General features: G+C 55.8%; 15 protein-coding genes. 5 read left to right on the plus strand and 10 right to left on the minus strand.

The genetic code is table 11. From position 1 onward, the window contains the following. Positions 1-5: 5 nt before the first annotated feature. Positions 6-1,232, minus strand: coding sequence for a tyrosine--tRNA ligase (tyrS, locus tag AC1RSM_RS14050; protein ID WP_492933166.1), 1,227 nt, complete (start codon positions 1,230-1,232; stop codon positions 6-8). A gap of 382 nt (positions 1,233-1,614) precedes the next feature. Between tyrS and AC1RSM_RS14055 the strand changes: the two genes are divergently transcribed. Both AC1RSM_RS14055 and AC1RSM_RS14060 read left to right on the plus strand, forming a co-directional pair. After that, complete coding sequence (locus tag AC1RSM_RS14055; RefSeq protein WP_492933167.1) at positions 1,615-2,844, plus strand: M23 family metallopeptidase; 1,230 nt, start codon at positions 1,615-1,617, stop codon at positions 2,842-2,844. A gap of 3 nt (positions 2,845-2,847) precedes the next feature. Beyond that, a complete protein-coding gene (locus AC1RSM_RS14060) occupies positions 2,848-3,945 on the plus strand; it encodes an anhydro-N-acetylmuramic acid kinase (protein WP_492933168.1) in 1,098 nt (365 codons plus the stop codon). 401 nt (positions 3,946-4,346) lie between these two features. On the opposite strand, the gene erpA is transcribed toward AC1RSM_RS14060, so the two are convergent. The 7 genes from erpA to pmbA form a co-directional block, all read right to left on the minus strand. After that, positions 4,347-4,715, minus strand: a complete 369-nt coding sequence (gene erpA / locus AC1RSM_RS14065) for an iron-sulfur cluster insertion protein ErpA (protein ID WP_492933169.1) — start codon at positions 4,713-4,715, stop codon at positions 4,347-4,349. An 82-nt stretch (positions 4,716-4,797) separates the two neighbouring features. Beyond that, positions 4,798-5,535, minus strand: a complete 738-nt coding sequence (locus AC1RSM_RS14070) for a DUF6776 family protein (RefSeq protein ID WP_492933170.1) — start codon at positions 5,533-5,535, stop codon at positions 4,798-4,800. A gap of 35 nt (positions 5,536-5,570) precedes the next feature. Continuing rightward, positions 5,571-6,635: an N-acetyl-gamma-glutamyl-phosphate reductase gene (argC, locus tag AC1RSM_RS14075; protein ID WP_492933171.1), complete on the minus strand. Its 1,065-nt coding sequence runs from the start codon at positions 6,633-6,635 to the stop codon at positions 5,571-5,573. A 159-nt stretch (positions 6,636-6,794) separates the two neighbouring features. Then, complete coding sequence (gene rpsI, locus AC1RSM_RS14080; protein WP_189392419.1) at positions 6,795-7,187, minus strand: 30S ribosomal protein S9; 393 nt, start codon at positions 7,185-7,187, stop codon at positions 6,795-6,797. Between the two features lie 9 nt (positions 7,188-7,196). Then, entirely contained in the window at positions 7,197-7,625 is a 429-nt protein-coding gene (gene rplM / locus AC1RSM_RS14085) for a 50S ribosomal protein L13 (RefSeq protein WP_094197715.1), read from the minus strand. Between the two features lie 353 nt (positions 7,626-7,978). Continuing rightward, entirely contained in the window at positions 7,979-9,082 is a 1,104-nt protein-coding gene (locus AC1RSM_RS14090; protein WP_492933172.1) for a TRAP transporter substrate-binding protein, read from the minus strand. 211 nt (positions 9,083-9,293) lie between these two features. Continuing rightward, positions 9,294-10,661, minus strand: a complete 1,368-nt coding sequence (pmbA, locus tag AC1RSM_RS14095) for a metalloprotease PmbA (protein ID WP_492933173.1) — start codon at positions 10,659-10,661, stop codon at positions 9,294-9,296. Positions 10,662-10,728: 67 nt separating this feature from the next. Between pmbA and yjgA the strand changes: the two genes are divergently transcribed. Next, positions 10,729-11,283 (plus strand): ribosome biogenesis factor YjgA, encoded by a 555-nt coding sequence (gene yjgA, locus AC1RSM_RS14100; protein WP_492933174.1) that lies wholly within the window; start codon positions 10,729-10,731, stop codon positions 11,281-11,283. Then, positions 11,280-11,948 (plus strand): alpha/beta hydrolase, encoded by a 669-nt coding sequence (locus AC1RSM_RS14105; RefSeq protein WP_492933175.1) that lies wholly within the window; start codon positions 11,280-11,282, stop codon positions 11,946-11,948. The genes yjgA and AC1RSM_RS14105 overlap by 4 nt, the downstream gene beginning before the upstream one ends. 93 nt (positions 11,949-12,041) lie before the next feature. Here AC1RSM_RS14105 and AC1RSM_RS14110 read toward each other — a convergent pair whose 3' ends face one another. Both AC1RSM_RS14110 and AC1RSM_RS14115 read right to left on the minus strand, forming a co-directional pair. Beyond that, the gene (locus AC1RSM_RS14110) at positions 12,042-14,117 is read right to left on the minus strand and encodes a CocE/NonD family hydrolase (RefSeq protein ID WP_492933176.1); all 2,076 of its coding nucleotides are present in this window, start codon (positions 14,115-14,117) and stop codon (positions 12,042-12,044) included. A 207-nt stretch (positions 14,118-14,324) separates the two neighbouring features. Then, complete coding sequence (locus tag AC1RSM_RS14115) at positions 14,325-16,796, minus strand: bifunctional acetate--CoA ligase family protein/GNAT family N-acetyltransferase (RefSeq protein ID WP_492933177.1); 2,472 nt, start codon at positions 16,794-16,796, stop codon at positions 14,325-14,327. A gap of 444 nt (positions 16,797-17,240) precedes the next feature. On the opposite strand from AC1RSM_RS14115, the gene AC1RSM_RS14120 reads away from it, so the two are divergent. After that, positions 17,241-17,465, plus strand: coding sequence for a hypothetical protein (locus AC1RSM_RS14120; protein WP_492933178.1), 225 nt, complete (start codon positions 17,241-17,243; stop codon positions 17,463-17,465). Positions 17,466-17,584: the final 119 nt, after the last annotated feature.

Below are 17,584 nucleotides of genomic sequence, written 5' to 3' on the forward strand. Positions count from 1 at the left end.
ATCAATCAGCCGGTCAAGGTGACGCGCGCAAATTTGCGCTTGCCCACCTGCAGCACATAGCTGCCCGGCTCCAGTTGCAAACCTTTGTCTTCCACACGCTCACCATCGATGCGCACACCGCCCTGCTCCACATTGCGCTGAGCTTCGCTACCCGAGGCCACCAAACCAGCTTCGCGCAAGACGCGCAGCAGGTTCAGTTCACCGGCAACGGTGACTTCAGGCATGTCTTCGGGCATTTCACCGCGACGGAAACGGGCATCGAAGTTTTCCAGTGCCTGTGCCGCTGCTTGCGCATTGTGAAAGCGAGTGACAATTTCCTGTGCCAGCTCGACTTTGACCTCGCGCGGGTTACGGCCTTCTTCAATCTGCTTTTGCAGGCCGGCAATATCTTCCAGGCTGCGGAAAGACAGCAGCTCGAAGTAGCGCCACATCAAGGTGTCGGAGATGGACATCAACTTGCCGAACATGGAGTCCGGCGTTTCACTGATACCAATGTAATTGCCTTTGGATTTGGACATCTTTTCTACGCCGTCCAAACCCACCAGCAATGGCATGGTCAAAATGCATTGCTGTTCCTGACCATATTCTTTTTGCAATTCACGACCGACCAGCAAATTAAATTTCTGGTCAGTACCACCCAATTCCACATCCGCTTTCAATTGGACCGAATCGTAGCCCTGCAATAAGGGATACAAGAATTCGTGCACCGAAATAGGCTGATTCGCTTTGAAGCGTTTGGTGAAGTCATCACGCTCCATCATGCGGGCCACGGTATAGCGCGAAGCCAATTGAATCATGCCCCGCGAACCGAGCTTGTCGCACCACTCCGAGTTGTAGCGAACTTCGGTGCGGGCGGGGTCCAGAACCAGCGCTGCCTGATCGTAATAGGTCTTGGCGTTGGAGATGACCTGCTCAGGCGTCAAAGGCGGGCGAGTTGTATTGCGGCCGCTTGGATCACCAATGGTGGAGGTGAAGTCGCCAATCAGGAAAATGACGGTGTGCCCCAAGTCCTGCAGCTGACGCATCTTGTTGAGCACCACCGTGTGCCCCAAGTGAATGTCGGGAGCCGTCGGGTCCAGGCCCAGCTTGATCCGCAGTGGCTGCCCCGTTGCATGGCTGCGCGCCAGTTTGCGGGCAAACTCGGATTCGACGAGCAATTCGTCGCAGCCGCGTTTAACAATGGCTAAATCAGCCAGGACTTCTGGAGAAAGGGGCTCTGAGGGGGATGACATAACAAATCTGGTGACAAACTAAAGAGTAAAAATGCTCGAAAAATATAGCCTAATGCGCTAGGATAGCCTGCTATTGCGACACGTGCCTATATATTGAGCAAGGTTTCGTAAACACCAAATTATTTTATCATTCCCGCGCAGGTCAGATTGCCAGGGCAGGAATGTTTTGTCCGCCCAGTACAACTGACCTCCGCCTGCCTGCCGGGTGGACGGTGAACTGTACGTCCAACAAGGTTCTGGTTTTATGTTCAGCAAAGGGAAAAGCTCCTCCTCCCACCTCGACATCCACCAGCCTCGGCGCGCCCGAGCCCTAGTTATCCGTGCAGGCCTAATCACATTAGCCTTAGGTTCCTTTGTCGCCGCTGGCGCATTGGCTGTGGTCATGCCCAGCAGCCCGGAACCCATCATCTATCAGGCCCGCACGGCCTTGACCCTACCCGCAGACCTGACTGTCCTTCAAGCCCAGGATCAGCAAGCCTACATCACTGAAACCCGCATCCGCCGTGGCGACACCTTGTCTGCCTTGCTGCAGCGCATGCAGATCAGTGAAGAAGGCTTGTTGCAATTTCTGACGCACGACAAGCAGGCTCGTTCGATTTACAAGCTCTACCCTGGCCGTACCGTACAAGCCGCACTGGATGCCAATGGCAATCTGCAGTGGCTGCGCTACCGCCACACCCCCTATTCCGAGCAAACCGGCCAAGGTCTGGCACGCTGGCTGGAAGTTCGCCCCAATGGCGAAGACGGCTTTATTGCCTTGGAAGAAACCGACCTGACTCAAACCCAGGTACGCGTGGCTCAGGCCACCATCAACAGCTCGCTGTTTGGTGCAAGTGAACAGGCCGGTATTCCCGACAACATCACCCTGCAAATGGCAGACGTGATGGGCAGCAAAATCGACTTTCTGAAAGATCTGCGCAAAGGCGACAGCTTCCGCGTGGTCTATGAATCCTACGGCCACGAAGGCCAGGACGTTGGTTCCGGCCGCTTGCTGGCCGTTGAATTCATCAACCAAGGCAAAGCCCATGAGGCGGCCTGGTTCCAACCCGAAAACGGCTCCGGTGGTTATTACGATTTCAGCGGCCAAAGCCTGAAAGGTGCTTTCCTGCGTACGGCTCTGAAATTCTCCCGTATCAGCTCGACCTTTGGTGGTCGCCGCCACCCCGTTCATGGCGGCTGGCGTGATCACAAGGGTGTGGATTACGCAGCCCCTTCGGGCACGCCGATTCACGCCACTGCGGATGGCAAGGTTGAATTTATTGGTCGTCAAAACGGCTACGGCAACACCATCATCCTCAAGCATCACGGCGAGTTCACTACGCTATACGCCCACCAAAGCCGCTTCGCTGCTGGTCTGCGCCAGGGTGATCGCGTTGAGCAGGGTCAGCTGATTGGTTATGTAGGTTCTACCGGTTGGGCCACAGGTCCGCACCTGCATTACGAATTCCGTATTGCTAAAAGAGCGGTCGATCCGCTGTCGGTAGACCTGCCGGTTGCTCGCGTACTGGATGCGCCTCAGCGCAAGCAGTTCCAGCAAACACTGGCTTCCTACCAGAACAGCTTCGCCTTGCTGCACACGGACGCTGAACCGGTAAAGCTGGCCAGTCGCTAAGCTATGCAAGCCCCCCTGTTTATCGGACTGATGTCTGGTACCAGCATGGACGGAGTCGATGCCGTGCTGGCCTCTTTCGGTCCACAGGGGGCACAGATACACAAAACGCACAGCCTACCTATGCCAGCCGCTCTGCGAGACGAGCTGCTAGCGCTGCAGCACCCAGGGCATAACGAATTGGCTCGCGCCAGCATCGCCGCCTTGCAGCTGACTGAACTTTACGCCCAAGCCTGCCAGCCATGGACTCAAGGGCCAGAGAAAGCCTTCGTACGCGCCATAGGCGTACATGGGCAGACCATCCGTCACGCTCCCGATCTGGGCTACACCCTGCAATTGAATGCACCTGCTCTGCTGGCGGAACGCTGCGGGGTTGATGTGATTGCGGATTTCCGCAGCCGGGATATTGCAGCGGGCGGGCAAGGTGCACCTTTGGTACCTATTGTTCATGAGGCGCTTTTTCGTCATGAGCACGGGCGCGTCATTCTAAACCTGGGCGGCATCGCCAACATCTCTCTGCTACTACCTGGGCAAGATGTATTCGGCTTTGATACTGGCCCGGCCAATATGCTGCTGGATGCCTGGATTCAAAAGCACCAAAGCCTGCCGTATGACAAAGATGGGGAATGGGCCAATAGCGCTGCGTCCAACCCTGCCCTGCTTGCCAGCCTGCTGAGTGAACCCTGGTTCGCCCTGCCTGCACCCAAATCCACAGGCCGTGACCTGTTCAACCTGGGATGGTTACAGCACCATTTAGATCGCGTTGATCCGGAAGCTGCACTTCAACCCGCCGTTGTTCAATCCACCTTGATGGACTTGACTGTGCACAGCGTGGCACAGGCCATCAAGCCGTATGCTGATCAGCTTCAAGAACTGATTGTGTGCGGTGGTGGTGCAGCCAATCCTGCCATGCTGAAACGCTTGAGCGCACTGCTAAGCATACCCATTCGCTCCAGCGCGGAGCTAGGCATGGACCCACAATCGATCGAAGCGCTGGCTTTTGCCTGGCTGGCCTACGCCCATATCGAACGCATTCCTGCCGGGTTGCCCGCTGTGACAGGCGCAAGACACGCCACGGTGCTGGGCGCTTGCTATCCAGCTTAAGAGCTATAAGGCTTAAAAGCGGCATTAAGCATAAGCAAGCCTCTTAAAGGACCTACGGTCTTTTAGTAGGGCGCTCAGAGCCAAAACCGACACGCTCATACCTGGGAAGACGCTCCGCAGCTTCCTCGTCGAAAAAAAATCGCCTCATGGTCTCGGATCCACAAGAAACGGCGAGCTAGGACAAATAAAGCATCCTGTTTGCCCCTCAGTCGGATGTCCAAGAGACCAGGGCTGACTCATTCCGCGGCATGCCTGTGAACCACAGCTCCGCGCCCGAATTCCCAGCCCTATTAGAAGCCCACAAATAAAACACCCCAGACTCTGCATTCAGAGTCTGGGGTGTTTGTGTACAAACCTGCCAAAGCTGTCAGCGCCAAACAATCAGCGCCAGCATTGCGTGCTTACATCGTGAACGACGAGCCGCAACCGCAGGTAGTTGTCGCGTTTGGATTACGAATTACGAACTGAGCGCCGTCCAGATCGTCTTTGTAATCAATTTCTGCACCCACCAGATATTGGAAGCTCATGGCGTCAACCAGCAGTTGCACGCCGTCTTTATCAATAATGGTGTCGTCGTCGTTAACCAGTTCGTCAAAGGTAAAGCCGTACTGGAAGCCGGAACAGCCGCCGCCCTGCACAAATACGCGCAGTTTCAGCTCGGGGCTGCCTTCCTCAATCAACAACTCACGGACTTTGCCAACAGCAGCATCGGTAAAGACCAAAGGAGATGGAGGGGCTTGCAGATCAACGGATTCGGTAAGAGTGCTCATGTGGTTCTCCTGCCGGCCCCCGCCGGCATGAATAATTATCATGTGATCGCCTTGCACATGACCACCCGGGGGTCGGGTGAGTTCAGTCTGGCCGGACGATTTTTTCCTGGCGGGAGGCTCGAATAACGCTTCCTTCCAGGACGTTCAGCGTCAAGGCAGTGGGCTCAAAGCCTGGCGGCAAAGCAAGCCAGCCCATCGCGCGCTGAAACTGATTAAAGTTCAAAATCAAAGGATCGATCTGTTCTAAAGACGATTCCGCCAGTACAGAGTCTGGCCCAGAACTTGGTGACAGATCGATTTTAACGGTTTTTCCATCTTGCCGCCCAGTCAGCTGAAACTGAAGGCGACCAGAAAAAGCCTTTCCTTCTGGGGCGTTACGCTGCAAGAGCACTTTGTACTCCAGCAAATCGCCACGCTGGCTGATGTCCAAGGCACGGACAGTAACCGAGCCACTAGGGCCAGGCGGGAGCAACTGCTCGTAAAAGGCCAGTTGTTCACGTGTCTGCGCAAGCTCCGTCTGGGTAGACAACAAAGACTTTTCCAGACCCTTGCGTGTGCTCTCTTCCAGAACCAGCTGCCCACGCAGGACTTCAAATTCGCTTTGGATCTGCTGCAAGGATTGCTGGCTACGCTTTAAATTCTGCATAGCCAACTGTATTTGTTCGGACTGGTCGGCAGGCTGAGTCAGGCTGCGGTAAAGCCATAAGCTCCCACCACCCAATAGCACACCCACCAATACAGCTAGTCCGATAGTACTCGCTCCGCCCCGCGAACGGGAGGGAGCAACAGTATTACGAGGGATTTGCGGTGATTCGGCCATAAATATTTGACATGCTCACCAAAGGCAAGTTCCCGTCAAGGCAAAATAGCGACGTGTTTCAAGCCAGTTTGTTCTGGCAAGCCAAACAAGATGTTCATGTTTTGCACCGCCTGACCAGAAGCACCTTTAACCAGATTGTCCTGCACCACCAGGATAATCAGCTGATCGCCATTGCCAGGGCGCTGCACGGAGATACGCAACTGATTGGAAGCGCGTACCGAGCGGGTTTCAGGCAAGGTGCCAGCAGGCAGCACATCTACAAAGGCTTCTTGGGCATAACGCTGTTCGTACAAAGCCTGGAAATCGGTATCCATGGCTTCTGGCTTGATGCGCGCATAAATCGTAGAGAACATGCCGCGAATCATGGGCACCAGGTGGGGCACGAAGGTCAAACCGACCGGGCCGCCAGCCAAACGCTGCAGCTGCTCCACAATTTCTGGATGATGACGGTGGCCCGACACCCCATAGGCTTTGAAGTTGTCGCTGGCTTCAGCAAACAGATTAGGCACAGATGCGCCCTTACCCGCGCCGGACACACCGGACTTGCAGTCAGCGATCAGATGCTGCGTATCGACCAGCGGCTTGCCGCCTTCCAGCAACGGGGCCAAGCCCAGTAATACAGTAGTGGGGTAGCAGCCGGGATTACCAATCACTTTAGCTTCAGAAATCTTGTCGCGCAGCAGTTCTGGCAAACCGTAGGCCGATTCACGCAGCACCTGCGGGCAGCTGTGCTCCATCTTGTACCACTTCTGGAATACGTCCGTGTCTTGCAAGCGGAAGTCTGCGGCCAGGTCAATTACGCGCACGCCCGCTTCCAGCAGACGTTCTACTTGGCTCATGGCCACGCCATGCGGAGTGGCAAAAAACACCACATCGCACTGTTCCAGCTTGGCATTTTCAGGGGTAGAAAACTTCAGATCCACATGACCGCGCAGGTTCGGATACATATCCGACACAGGCACGCCATCTTCTTTACGCGAGGTAATGGCGACCAGCTCTACCTGGGGGTGCTGACTTAACAGACGCAGCAACTCGACCCCGGTGTAACCTGTACCGCCGACAATCCCTACCTTGATCCGGGTATCGCTATGTGTAGCCATGAACTTTCCTGAAAGAGAGACGAGCAAAAATTCTATCTTAACGTAGTCCCGCTTCATCTCAAGCACCAGAGCCGACAAAGAGGGACAAATGTAGCCAGCAAACAAAAACCCCGGACGGGTCCGGGGTTTTTGAGCACCATAAACAGGTAGCGTGGCGAATTAACGCTTGCTGAACTGTTTGCGGCGACGTGCTTTGTGCAGACCGACTTTCTTACGCTCAACAGCACGAGCGTCACGAGTCACCAGGCCAGCTTGTTTCAGCTCGGTCTTCAGTGTTGCGTCGTAGTCGATCAGAGCGCGGGTGATGCCGTGACGGGCAGCACCGGCTTGGCCGCTTTCGCCGCCGCCATGCACGTTGATCTTGATGTCAAACGATTCAACATGGTTGGTCAGCACCAAAGGCTGACGAACAATCATGCGACCCGTTTCACGAGCGAAATACTCGTCAACAGGCTTGCCGTTGACCACGATTTGGCCCGAACCCTTCTTGATGAAGACACGAGCGACGGAGGTCTTGCGACGGCCCGTACCGTAATTCCAGTTACCGATCATGACCTATCCTTAGATGTCCAGAGTTTTAGGCTGTTGAGCACTATGAGGATGCTCGGCACCAGCGTAAACCTTCAGTTTCTTGGCCATGGCGTAGCCCAGAGGGCCTTTAGGCAACATACCCTTGACGGCCTTTTCAACGGCACGGCCAGGGAAGCGCTCTTGCATGGTTTGGAAGTTGGTTTCGTAAATACCGCCTGGGTAATTCGAGTGACGATAGTACTTCTTATCCTGCGCTTTGTTACCGGTCACGGCAATGTCAGCAGCGTTGATGATAATGATGTAATCGCCGGTATCAACGTGAGGGGTATATTCGGGTTTGTGCTTGCCACGCAAACGGCGTGCGACTTCGCTGGCCACACGACCAAGGACTTTGCCTTTAGCGTCAATCACAAACCAGTCACGTTTGACTTCAAGCGGCTTGGCCACGAAGGTCTTCATGATGGTTCCTAAATATTAAAATTCTGGGTCAAAGCAACATGCTTGGCCCATACAATCCACCCGCTTATAAAGGCTGGGCGGCTCCATTCGGCCCTGCCAAGACGTTATATTCCGCCCGTGCATTTCTGCCAAATAGCTCGCCATAATAGCATAAATAGTGGATAACACGAGAGTTTTGTGTGACAACAAGGGCTTTTCGCCACATAGCTAGGGCGCTACATAGGGGAATGCGCCCTACTCTTCCTATCCTGAATGCCATAAAAAAACCCCTGCTCTCCAAAAAGAAAGCAAGGGCAGGTAAAACTGGCCTGGCAGCCCGGAACAGATCAGTCTGGCCGGGCGAACTGGCAGGATTAGCCTTTTTTCTGGTTTGCCAAAGCAATGCCCAGGTAGTTGTCGTAAGAGCCTTCAGCCACACGGAACCAAGGCACAATCGCGTCACGAAAGCCCATGTAGTCATCGTGAATCTTCTTGAACATGGGGTCCTTGTCGCAGAACTCCTTGTACAGAATGTTGGAGGTCTTGAAGGACTCGTCCATCACATCACGGGGGAACGCTTTCAGAACAGCGCCACTGGCGATCAGGCGACGCAATGCGCCTGGGCTTTGGGCGTCGTACTGGGAAATCATGCGCTCACCGGCAGCACGCGAAGCAATTTCAATCAGGGACTGGTATTGCTTGGGCAACGATTGGAAAGCGGCATCGTTCACGTACAGGGACACCTGGGCCGAACCTTCCCACCAACCGGGGTAGTAGTAGTACTTGGCCACTTTCTGAAAGCCCAGTTTCTCGTCGTCTACAGGTCCTACGAATTCAACGGCGTCCAGCGTGCCTTTTTCCAGCGATGGGTAAATATCGCCCGGTGGCACTTGCTGAGGCACAACACCCATGCGGGCCAGCACTTCACCGGCAAAACCGGCAGTACGCATCTTCAGACCTTTCAGGTCTTCCAGGGAATTGATTTCCTTGCGGTACCAACCACCCATCTGGGTGCCCGTATTACCGAATGCGAAGTTGACGATATTGCGAGTGGCGAACAATTCACGCAGCAGCTTAGTGCCGTTCCCTTCCTGCATCCAGGCATTCATCTGACGCGCGTTCAGGCCAAATGGCACTGCAGTGTCAAAGCTGAAGGAGGGATCTTTACCGTAGTAATAGTAAGAAGCCGTCTGCCCACATTCGACCGTACCGTTGCTGACAGCATCCATCACGCCAAAACCGGGAACGATTTCACCAGCAGGGTACAAACGGATATTGAAGTTGCCGTCCGAGGCCTCTTCCACCATCTTGCAAAATGCCTGGGCTGTCGAGAACAGGGCCGGGGTAGATGGACCGTAAGTCGATGTCAGCTTCCAGTTGATCTTCGGATTGCTTTGGGCAATAGCGGGAGCAGCAATAGCGGCGGTACTGGCTACGGCGCCAAGACCTGCCTTCTTCAGAAACGAGCGACGCTGCATGAATAACCTCCTTGTGGGTATTCGACGAGAGTGGGTAAATATTTTTATGCTATGGATAGTACACTGGCGCGCCCCGGAAAGGGGCCGGGGAAAGCCCGGATTATCCCGCAAATCAGGCCCTATATTGTCTGGTCGTTGACATGAAGCAGCGGCGAAGCGCCCAAAACAAAACAGCCCTTGCGGGCTGATTTGTTTTTTCCAGGCCAGCAGCTCAGGAACCGGCCACTGACATCTGCTCGATCAGGATGGAGCCTGTGCGTTTGGAACCTGCGCCAAACGTATCGGCACCCACAGCCACAATCTGCGCGAACATCTCGGCCAGATTGCCAGCAATGGTGATTTCTTCCACCGCATGCTGAATGCGGCCGTTTTCGACCCAATACCCAAATGCCCCACGCGAATAATCACCGGTCAGGTAGTTGATACCTTGCCCGATCAGCTCGGTCACCAGCAGGCCACGGTCCATTTTCTTCAACATGGCATCCAGATCATCCTCTGGACGAGTCAGACGCGAGCTGAGCAGCAAATTGTGCGAACCACCGGCATTACCGGTCGAAGGCATGCCAAGCTTGCGACCCGCGTAGGAAGACAGAAAGTAACCTTTCAGCTCCCCAGCACGCACCACATCACGGTCATGGGTACGCACCCCTTCCGAGTCAAACGGGGCACTGCCCATTGCAGCGGCCAGATGCGGGCGCTCCAGCACGTCAATGTGCTTGGCCATCACCGATTTGCCCAGTGAATCCAGTAAAAAGCTGGTTTTGCGATACAAGGCCGAGCCACTGGTGGCCTGCACCAAGGCGCCAATCAAGCCAACGGCCAGCGGCGCCTCGAACAACACCGGATAGCGGCCCGTAGGAATGCGGCGTGCTGACAGACGCGACAAGGTACGTTCAGCCGAGTAACGGCCCACAGACTCTGGGCTGGCCAAGCGATGGGGGTCACGCGAGCTGCTGTACCAGTAGTCGCGATGCATATTGTCGCCCTTGCCGGCAATGGGGCTGACGCTCAGGGAATGACGGCTGTACGGGTAGCCGCCCAGAAAACCACGGCTATTGCCCATCACAAAGTGTCCTTCCAGCGTGTCCACAGACGCGCCTTCAGAATTCGTGATCAGCGGGCTTAGCTCCAGCGCCGCCTGTTCGGCACGGATCGCCAGCTTGGCCGCCTGATCCGCGTCCAAAAGCCAGGGATGGTGCAAGTGCAAATCAGGGTAGCTTTGGGCCAGCATGTCTTTTTCAGGCAGACCGGCAAACGGATCTTCAGCGGTATAGCGGGCGATGTGCCAGGCCGCTTCCACTGTCTCGCGCAGCGCCTTGATAGAAAAGTCTGAGGTCGATGCCGAGCCACTGCGCTGGCCGGCGAACACGGTCACACCCAAGGAGCGATCTTGCGTCTGCTCTACCGTTTCCAGTTCCAGCTGGCGCACGGACACCGCCAAGCCTTTGTTTTCAGAAATGTCGACGGCAGCGTCACTGGCGCCCAGTTTTTTGGCATGTCGCAGCGCCTCATCCACCAATTCGCAAAACTGGAACTGATTGGCGCTGATAGACAATTGGGAAATAGTTGGATGACTCATTGCTACTCTTTGAGGGTTAGGCGGTTATCATAGCCAATTGGCGACAATCTTTGCTATTTCACATCTTATGTCCCGCCCACGCACAGAAATCGATGAAAACGGATATGACCGGCCCAGCAAATCACAGGTCAAGCGCGACATGCACGCGCTACTTGATCTGGGCAAGCGTCTCATAGAGCTGTCTGACGACAGGCTCAAGCAGCTGGATCTGGGCGAGCCCCTGATGGCTGCCATCAAGGATGCCAAGCGCATCAGCCCGACCGCCCGCGAGGGCCGCCGTCGGCAGATCCACTATGTGGGCAAGCTGATGCGTCACGTCGACCCCGACCCTATCCTGAAACAACTGGATGTTTGGGAAAACGGCTCCAAAGAAGACACCCGTGCCATGCATAGGCTGGAGGCTTTGCGCGATCTGTTGTTGCGTGATGACGACGCTCTGACCGAATTTATGAATGAATTTGCGGGTGCCGACATCCAGCAACTGCGCACCTTGATTCGTGCCGGACGCAAAGAAGCCCAGAAAAACGCAACGCTGGAACAAGGCCAGGACCCACAGCGCAAGCACTACCGCGCCCTGTACCAGTACATCAAGACCTTGGTAGATCTTTCGGAGTCCCCATGAACCCTCTGCTTGAGTCGATTGAGATTGAAACCGGTGCCAACCCCCAGCATGCCATTATCTGGCTGCACGGCTTAGGTGCCGATGGCCATGATTTTGCGCCCATCGTGCCAGAACTGGGTTTGCAAAACGCCCCGGCTATCCGCTTTATCTTCCCGCACGCCCCCATCCAGCCCGTGACCATTAACGGCGGCATGGCCATGCGTTCCTGGTACGACATTTATGTTGCCGACCTGGTGCGCCACGAAGACGAAAGCGGCCTGCGCCAATCCCAAATCGAAGTGCAGAATTTGATCGCTCGTGAAAATGCCCGTGGCATCCCGACCGAGAACATCGTCTTGGCTGGCTTTTCCCAAGGCTGCGCCATGACCTTGCAAACCGCATTGCGCCTGCCCGAGCGTCTGGCAGGCATGGTCTGTTTGTCCGGTTACCTGCCTTTGGCTGGTGCCGTGGCGAACGAGCGCCATCAAGCCAACCAGAACACACCCATTTTCATGGCCCATGGCAGCATGGACCCGGTCGTACCGATTACTCGGGCCGAGGCCAGCCGCCAACAGCTGGAAGCGATGGGCTACCAAGTGCAGTGGAATGTGTACCCCATGCCCCACGCCGTTTGCCCGGAAGAAATTACGGCCATCGGCCAATTCTTGAAGCAAGTGCTGAAATAAACGCTGCGCTCGAGACGGGTTCACAACCCTGGCCCAAAGAAAAACGCCACTGACATTCAGTGGCGTTTTTTATTACTGCTTAACTTCCTGAGCTTACTGATAGACCCGCTCAATCTTGTCAGTCCACGTCTTTTCGCGGACAAGCAGGCCATTTTCTCGCAGGACCTTGGTAAAGGTGAGGTAAAAATAAGACGCGTCAGACTGTATCCGGGCGCTCGTCGCCAAATCTATCTCCCTGCCCTTGATCGTAAAGACATTGCGGCGCTCACCTTGATAGCTTGCTTTGGCGGGCTGAGCATCACTGACATCCCAACGATAGGATTCGCTGGATTGGTAGGTATTGTCATGCAAGGTCCAGCTAATATCGCTGGCTGTCGTAAAGGTGGATTCCCCTGTCTGCTCATTCCGCACGCTCTTGAAAACGGGGCCATTGTTCTGGATCTCGCGACCAAAGGGAGCGGTATCGCTGGTCTGGGGTGGCGGCAGAACGCAGGCTTGCGTACCTTGATCACGCACAGGGACTACCGGCAAGTCCAGCCATGTGGCTTCACCAGGGAAAAGGCGGGTATTTCCCGGCGTAGGGCTGGGCCAGATCATGGGGAATTGGGCGTTAGACACAGCCAGACGAATACGATGCCCGGCTTTAAAACGCCAAGTTGTGAAGTGAATGGTCGCCGCTAAAGAGGTTTCCTCACCGGGCACCAAAGCAGTTGGCTCCAGCCGTGAAAAACGTTGCGCAGGATTGATGCTTGCGCCACTGACCAAGGACACCTTGCCATCCGGGGCCACATCCTCCAGACGCACGCTCCACTGATAAAACGGAGCATCTGCCGCCACTCGCAGACTCAGCTGTGGCATGCCCATAATTTCCATGGCTTCAGTCAAAGGCGCCGAATCATAAACCAGGCTGTGCGCATCATCTGCGCTCATGTCACCCGTTTGCTCGCCCCACCAGCCCCCCGCGGCCAGACCCGCTCCGGCCCGATAATGCAATACCTGAGGCATTTCCTGAGTCTGCGGAGTCTTAGCCAGAGACTGCCCAGCACGTGGATAGAAACGTTGGGTAGAACTGCCCTCTAACGGCCACTGCGGATCACAGCGCCAATAGCCGGGGACGGTTTTTAGATCCGTAGCCGGAGCATGCCCGGTACGCATGAACGCCATACGGCGGGGATCATCCAGAACCCCGTTTTCTATGCCTTTCAACCAGTAATCCCACCAGCGCAGGGCTTTTTGCCGCCATTCGTAATTTGGGCCTGGCACACCGTATTCAGGCCAGGCGTGGTTCCAGGGGCCGATCTCCACAATGACAGGAGCTTTGGCTGTCTGGCTGACGTCCAAGGCAAAATCTCGATAGCCGTCCAGCAAGCCACCAATCAAATAGGCTGGAACCTCCAGCGGTTTTTTGAACGTCACCGACTCCCGGCGCCAAAACTCACCATCCTGCTGCTGACGCAACCAGGTAAAAATCCACGGTTCGCGGTCAAAGCGGTTTTGAAAATACTCCTGATCAATTCGGTAGTCGGGACTTTGCGGCATGGAATTGTCGGTATCAATCTGATGCGCATAGGAGTCGATGTGCAAGGCACCATCTATATAGTGGACATCGTTGTAGAACAGGTCGGTAGAGCCATGCGCCGCAATAATGGCTTTCAGCGCCGGCGGTTTTCTGTGCGCCGTCATCAAGGAATTGAAGGCGCTCCAGGATAGGCCGTACATTCCCACCTTGCCATTGGACCAACTTTTACGGGATAGCTGCGCGATCAACTCTTCAGCATCATCAATTTCAGCTGCCGAGTACTCACTTTCAGGAACAGGGCCATCACTGCCGCCAGTGCCGCGTACGTCCACTCGGGCCAGCACATAACCGCGCCTGGCAAAATAGGAGCCGTACTCGTAGTCGCCCAGCGCAAAGAAATCATCTTTTCGATAGGGCAGCATTTCCATGATGACTGGAAATGTTTCCCCCGGCACTTTTGCTGCTGGTCGGTAATAAGTCACCGCCAGGCGCACACCGTCTCTCATCTCCAGCGTGTCATTTTCAAGGGCAAATTCGTAAAGCTCATTGTCCTTGGGCTGCGTTTCATAAGCCGAGCAGCCGATCAAACCGCCCATCATAAACAGGCCGATTGCCAGCCGTTTCAGGATGATCACATTCCAGCGCATCATTTCTTCCCCTGATTTTGGTGCCGCACACCAAACCTCACGGCAGGCGCCAGCTTTATGAACCTGCAAAGACGCGGTGTCTGCTATAGGACGATCCGCATTTACCAGCGGATCATAGCGTCTGGGCGTCTATAAATTACGGCACCAAAAAGGAAGAATTAAACGGGACAGCACCGGCCAAAGAGCTCCTGTCGATGGCTCGGCCAGTGCTTAATCTGAACGTCGTGTCTCGCCCAGATCCAGCCATACTCGCCGCATGCTGGGATCTTCGGGGTCCGAATCGTTCTGGAACCCCAGACGCTGCATCAAGGCCTGCATGGGCGAATTGGAAGCCAGCACATAACCGTCTATATAGGTCAGACCTTGCTCAGAAGCTGCTTGAATCAGTGCTTGCATCAACGTTGCCCCAAGACCGCGCCGCTGCCAGGCATCCCCAATCACCAAGGCATACTCTGCCCCCCGGCCATCCCCATTACGCAAGTAATGGGCAAAGCCGATGATCTCGTCACGCGGGTGGTTGCGGTTGTCCGGATTCGGAGAACGCACGGTGGCCACCAACGCCAACTCCCGGTCGTAATCGATACGGGTGTAGCGCGACAACATGCGTGGTGTCAGTTCACGCAGCATCGACACAAAGCGCATATAGCGGCTTTCGTCGGACAGGCCACGCATAAAAGCCTGCAAAGCCTCGGCGTCTTCCGGACGGATGGGGCGCAAGGTCCAGCGCTGCCCATCCTTGAACTGACGCCGCTCAATCAAATGGCGTGGGTAGGGATGAATCGCCATATGGCGATAGCCCGCCGTCTCAGGCAGCACCAGCATGGACTGCTTGCTGAGGGTGATGGTAATGCTTTGGATATACAGGCTATTTTCACCCGCCTGAATCGGGTCCAGAACCACCCGGCGCACGCCGGGAAGCTCGCTCATCAAATCAGACAAACGCTCCAGAACCTGCAAAAGCTGAGTCAACACCAAAGGCGTTAATTGCGAGGACAGGCTCTTGCGCCACAACGGGCTACGCTCAACCAGCTGGCGTGCCAGATAACGGTTCAGCGGCGGCAGCTCCACGGCCGGATAGGAAGCGGACAGCCACTCAGCATGGTCAGCAGCTCCGAAAACAGCATATGGACCCAGCTTGTCATCTGTTTCAAAGCGGATACCCATTGCCGGTACGTCCGGGTCAGGCTCCCCTTCATCATGCGTCACCCGCAAATCAACAACGGGCACATGAAAATAGCGCAGCAAGTCGCGGCATTCCTGCTCACTGGCCTCGCGGCGCTCGCTTTGAATCTGGCGCACCAACTCCCGAGCAGGCTCTACCTCCGGCAAAGTGCCCAAGGGCAAGGGGGGCAACGTCTGTTGCGACAAATGCTGGTTGTAGTGATAACGGGCCAAAATATCAAAAGCATTGGCCGCCGTATCCGGGGTACGGAAGGCCGGTGTCCCCACACCATCCAACAGATGACGCAAGGGGCGCATATCCGCATCGCCAATCAGGCAAGTAATAATGGGTTTGCGCGCACTGGCCGACAACATGGCCAGCTCACGCGATACTGCCGGCATGTCGGCCAACGGGTCGGGCGTCAGCAAAACCAGCACGCCATCGATGTCCTTGTCGTCCAGCAGGGTGGAGATCACCGAATCAATGCGCATTGGCGTCAGCGGCACATAGGTGACGACCGGGTTCTGCACCTGATCACCGGGGGCCAGCAGATTATCCAACGCACGCTGTGTGGAGGCAGACAACTCGGGGCAGGTCACGGCGGCATCCGAACCCAGCACATCCAGGGCCATTTGCGCTGCACCATTGCCATTGGAGAACAAGGCAATACGCCGCCCTTTGGGACGGCGGGTATACACCAGCACTTTCAAGGCCGAGAACAGCTGCACAAAGTAGCGGATACGCACCGCCCCCACGCGCCGCATCAAAGCATTGAATACGGCCTCATGCGCCTCGCCTTGTTGACGCTGCCCCCCTACTTTCAAGACCACAACGGGTTTGACGGCCGCTACCGCATGCAAGGCACTGGTAAAGCGGCGTGAGGCGGGAGTGTGCTCCAGATACAACGCAATACTGTCGGTACGCGGGTCCATGGCCAGATATTCCAGCACCTCGGGCACGTCAATCACGGCCTCGTCCCCGACGGACACAATGGCTGAAAAGCCCAGGCTGACATCGTCGGCCCAATCCATCAGGGCGGACGTAATTGAGCGCGACTGGGACACCAGGGCAACGCGCCCCGCCAAAGCCATTTGCGGCTCGTGACTAAGGTTGATCCCTAAATGGGGACGCTGTATGCCAAAAGCACGTGGGCCAAGCACCACACAATTATTGATGCGGGCCCAAGAGCGGGCGTACACCATATCTTCCATCGGATCACGGGAGGCCAGATTCGAGGGTAGCAGCAAGACGACGCGGGGTCTGTGTACCCGAATCGCATCCAAGGCCTGCGGCAGGCGCACCGGTTCAATACACACCAGCGCCAAGTCCAGGCGCTGCGTCTCAGTCAAACCTTCCAGACGGTCCGGCACCAAGACCTGAGTAGCTGTAATACGAGCTTGCGTGATCCGTCCTGCCAGCCGGGCCGGCATCTCTTTGATCAGCGGCAAAGGCAGTGTTGATACGACCAATACCGAACGGGGCTCAAACAATGCTGTCAGACGATGCCTTAGGGCTGCCATGATTGTTCCGCCATAAGAAGACCACACGCCAAAATAAAGAATCCCTCATCTTAAGCACAGCGGCCTACAAATAAAAGAGACCAGGCCGGCTATATCTGTCTTGAGTCATGCGCCGGGCAGGTAAGCAACTTGTTTTTCACCTACGCCCGGTTCTTGCTGTTTTTTTGCGGCTGTATTTCCTGCCTTCCCACCATCCATATACTTTCGTATAAAACCCATACTCCAATGCCTTGCCAAAAGCGGCTTTCAGGCCGTCTCAAAGCGCCGTGCAGATCGTAAAATAACATCCGTTCGGAATGCAGGACCTTTCGTTCTCTCTGACAGGAAAAAACACTATGTCCAGCGACGGTAGTCGAAGAAAGATGCTGCACAGGCCCCTCAGGCACCACTGACCCAACGGGTCGTCTGCTGAAGTGGCTTGCGCAGCACGACCAGGAGTCACCCATGCACCGCATTTTTCATACTGGACCGATCCGGGCTCATACGCCGATGGGATCGCCGCATCTTGCCACACATCACTCTAGCCAGCGCAGCCTGGGCTGCACCGGTCGCCCCAATATTGCCTGGCGTATCAACACCGCCAGCCGCAAGCCAGAGAGCTACTGGATTGTAGACAGTGACAAGCCACCCTCACCGCGCACGTGGCGCCGCACGTATCCCAGTCATTAAGCGTTTGGCTCAGGCCATCTAAATCCGCTTGTTCTTATCTTTAGTTTGCCGACCCTGAACCGGTGGGCAGGACCTGTTGTGTCCGGCTGTCTGGCCGGCGCGGCACGGTCACGCCTGTA

Source organism: Alcaligenes sp. GW821-FHT11D07 (genome assembly GCF_058808495.1).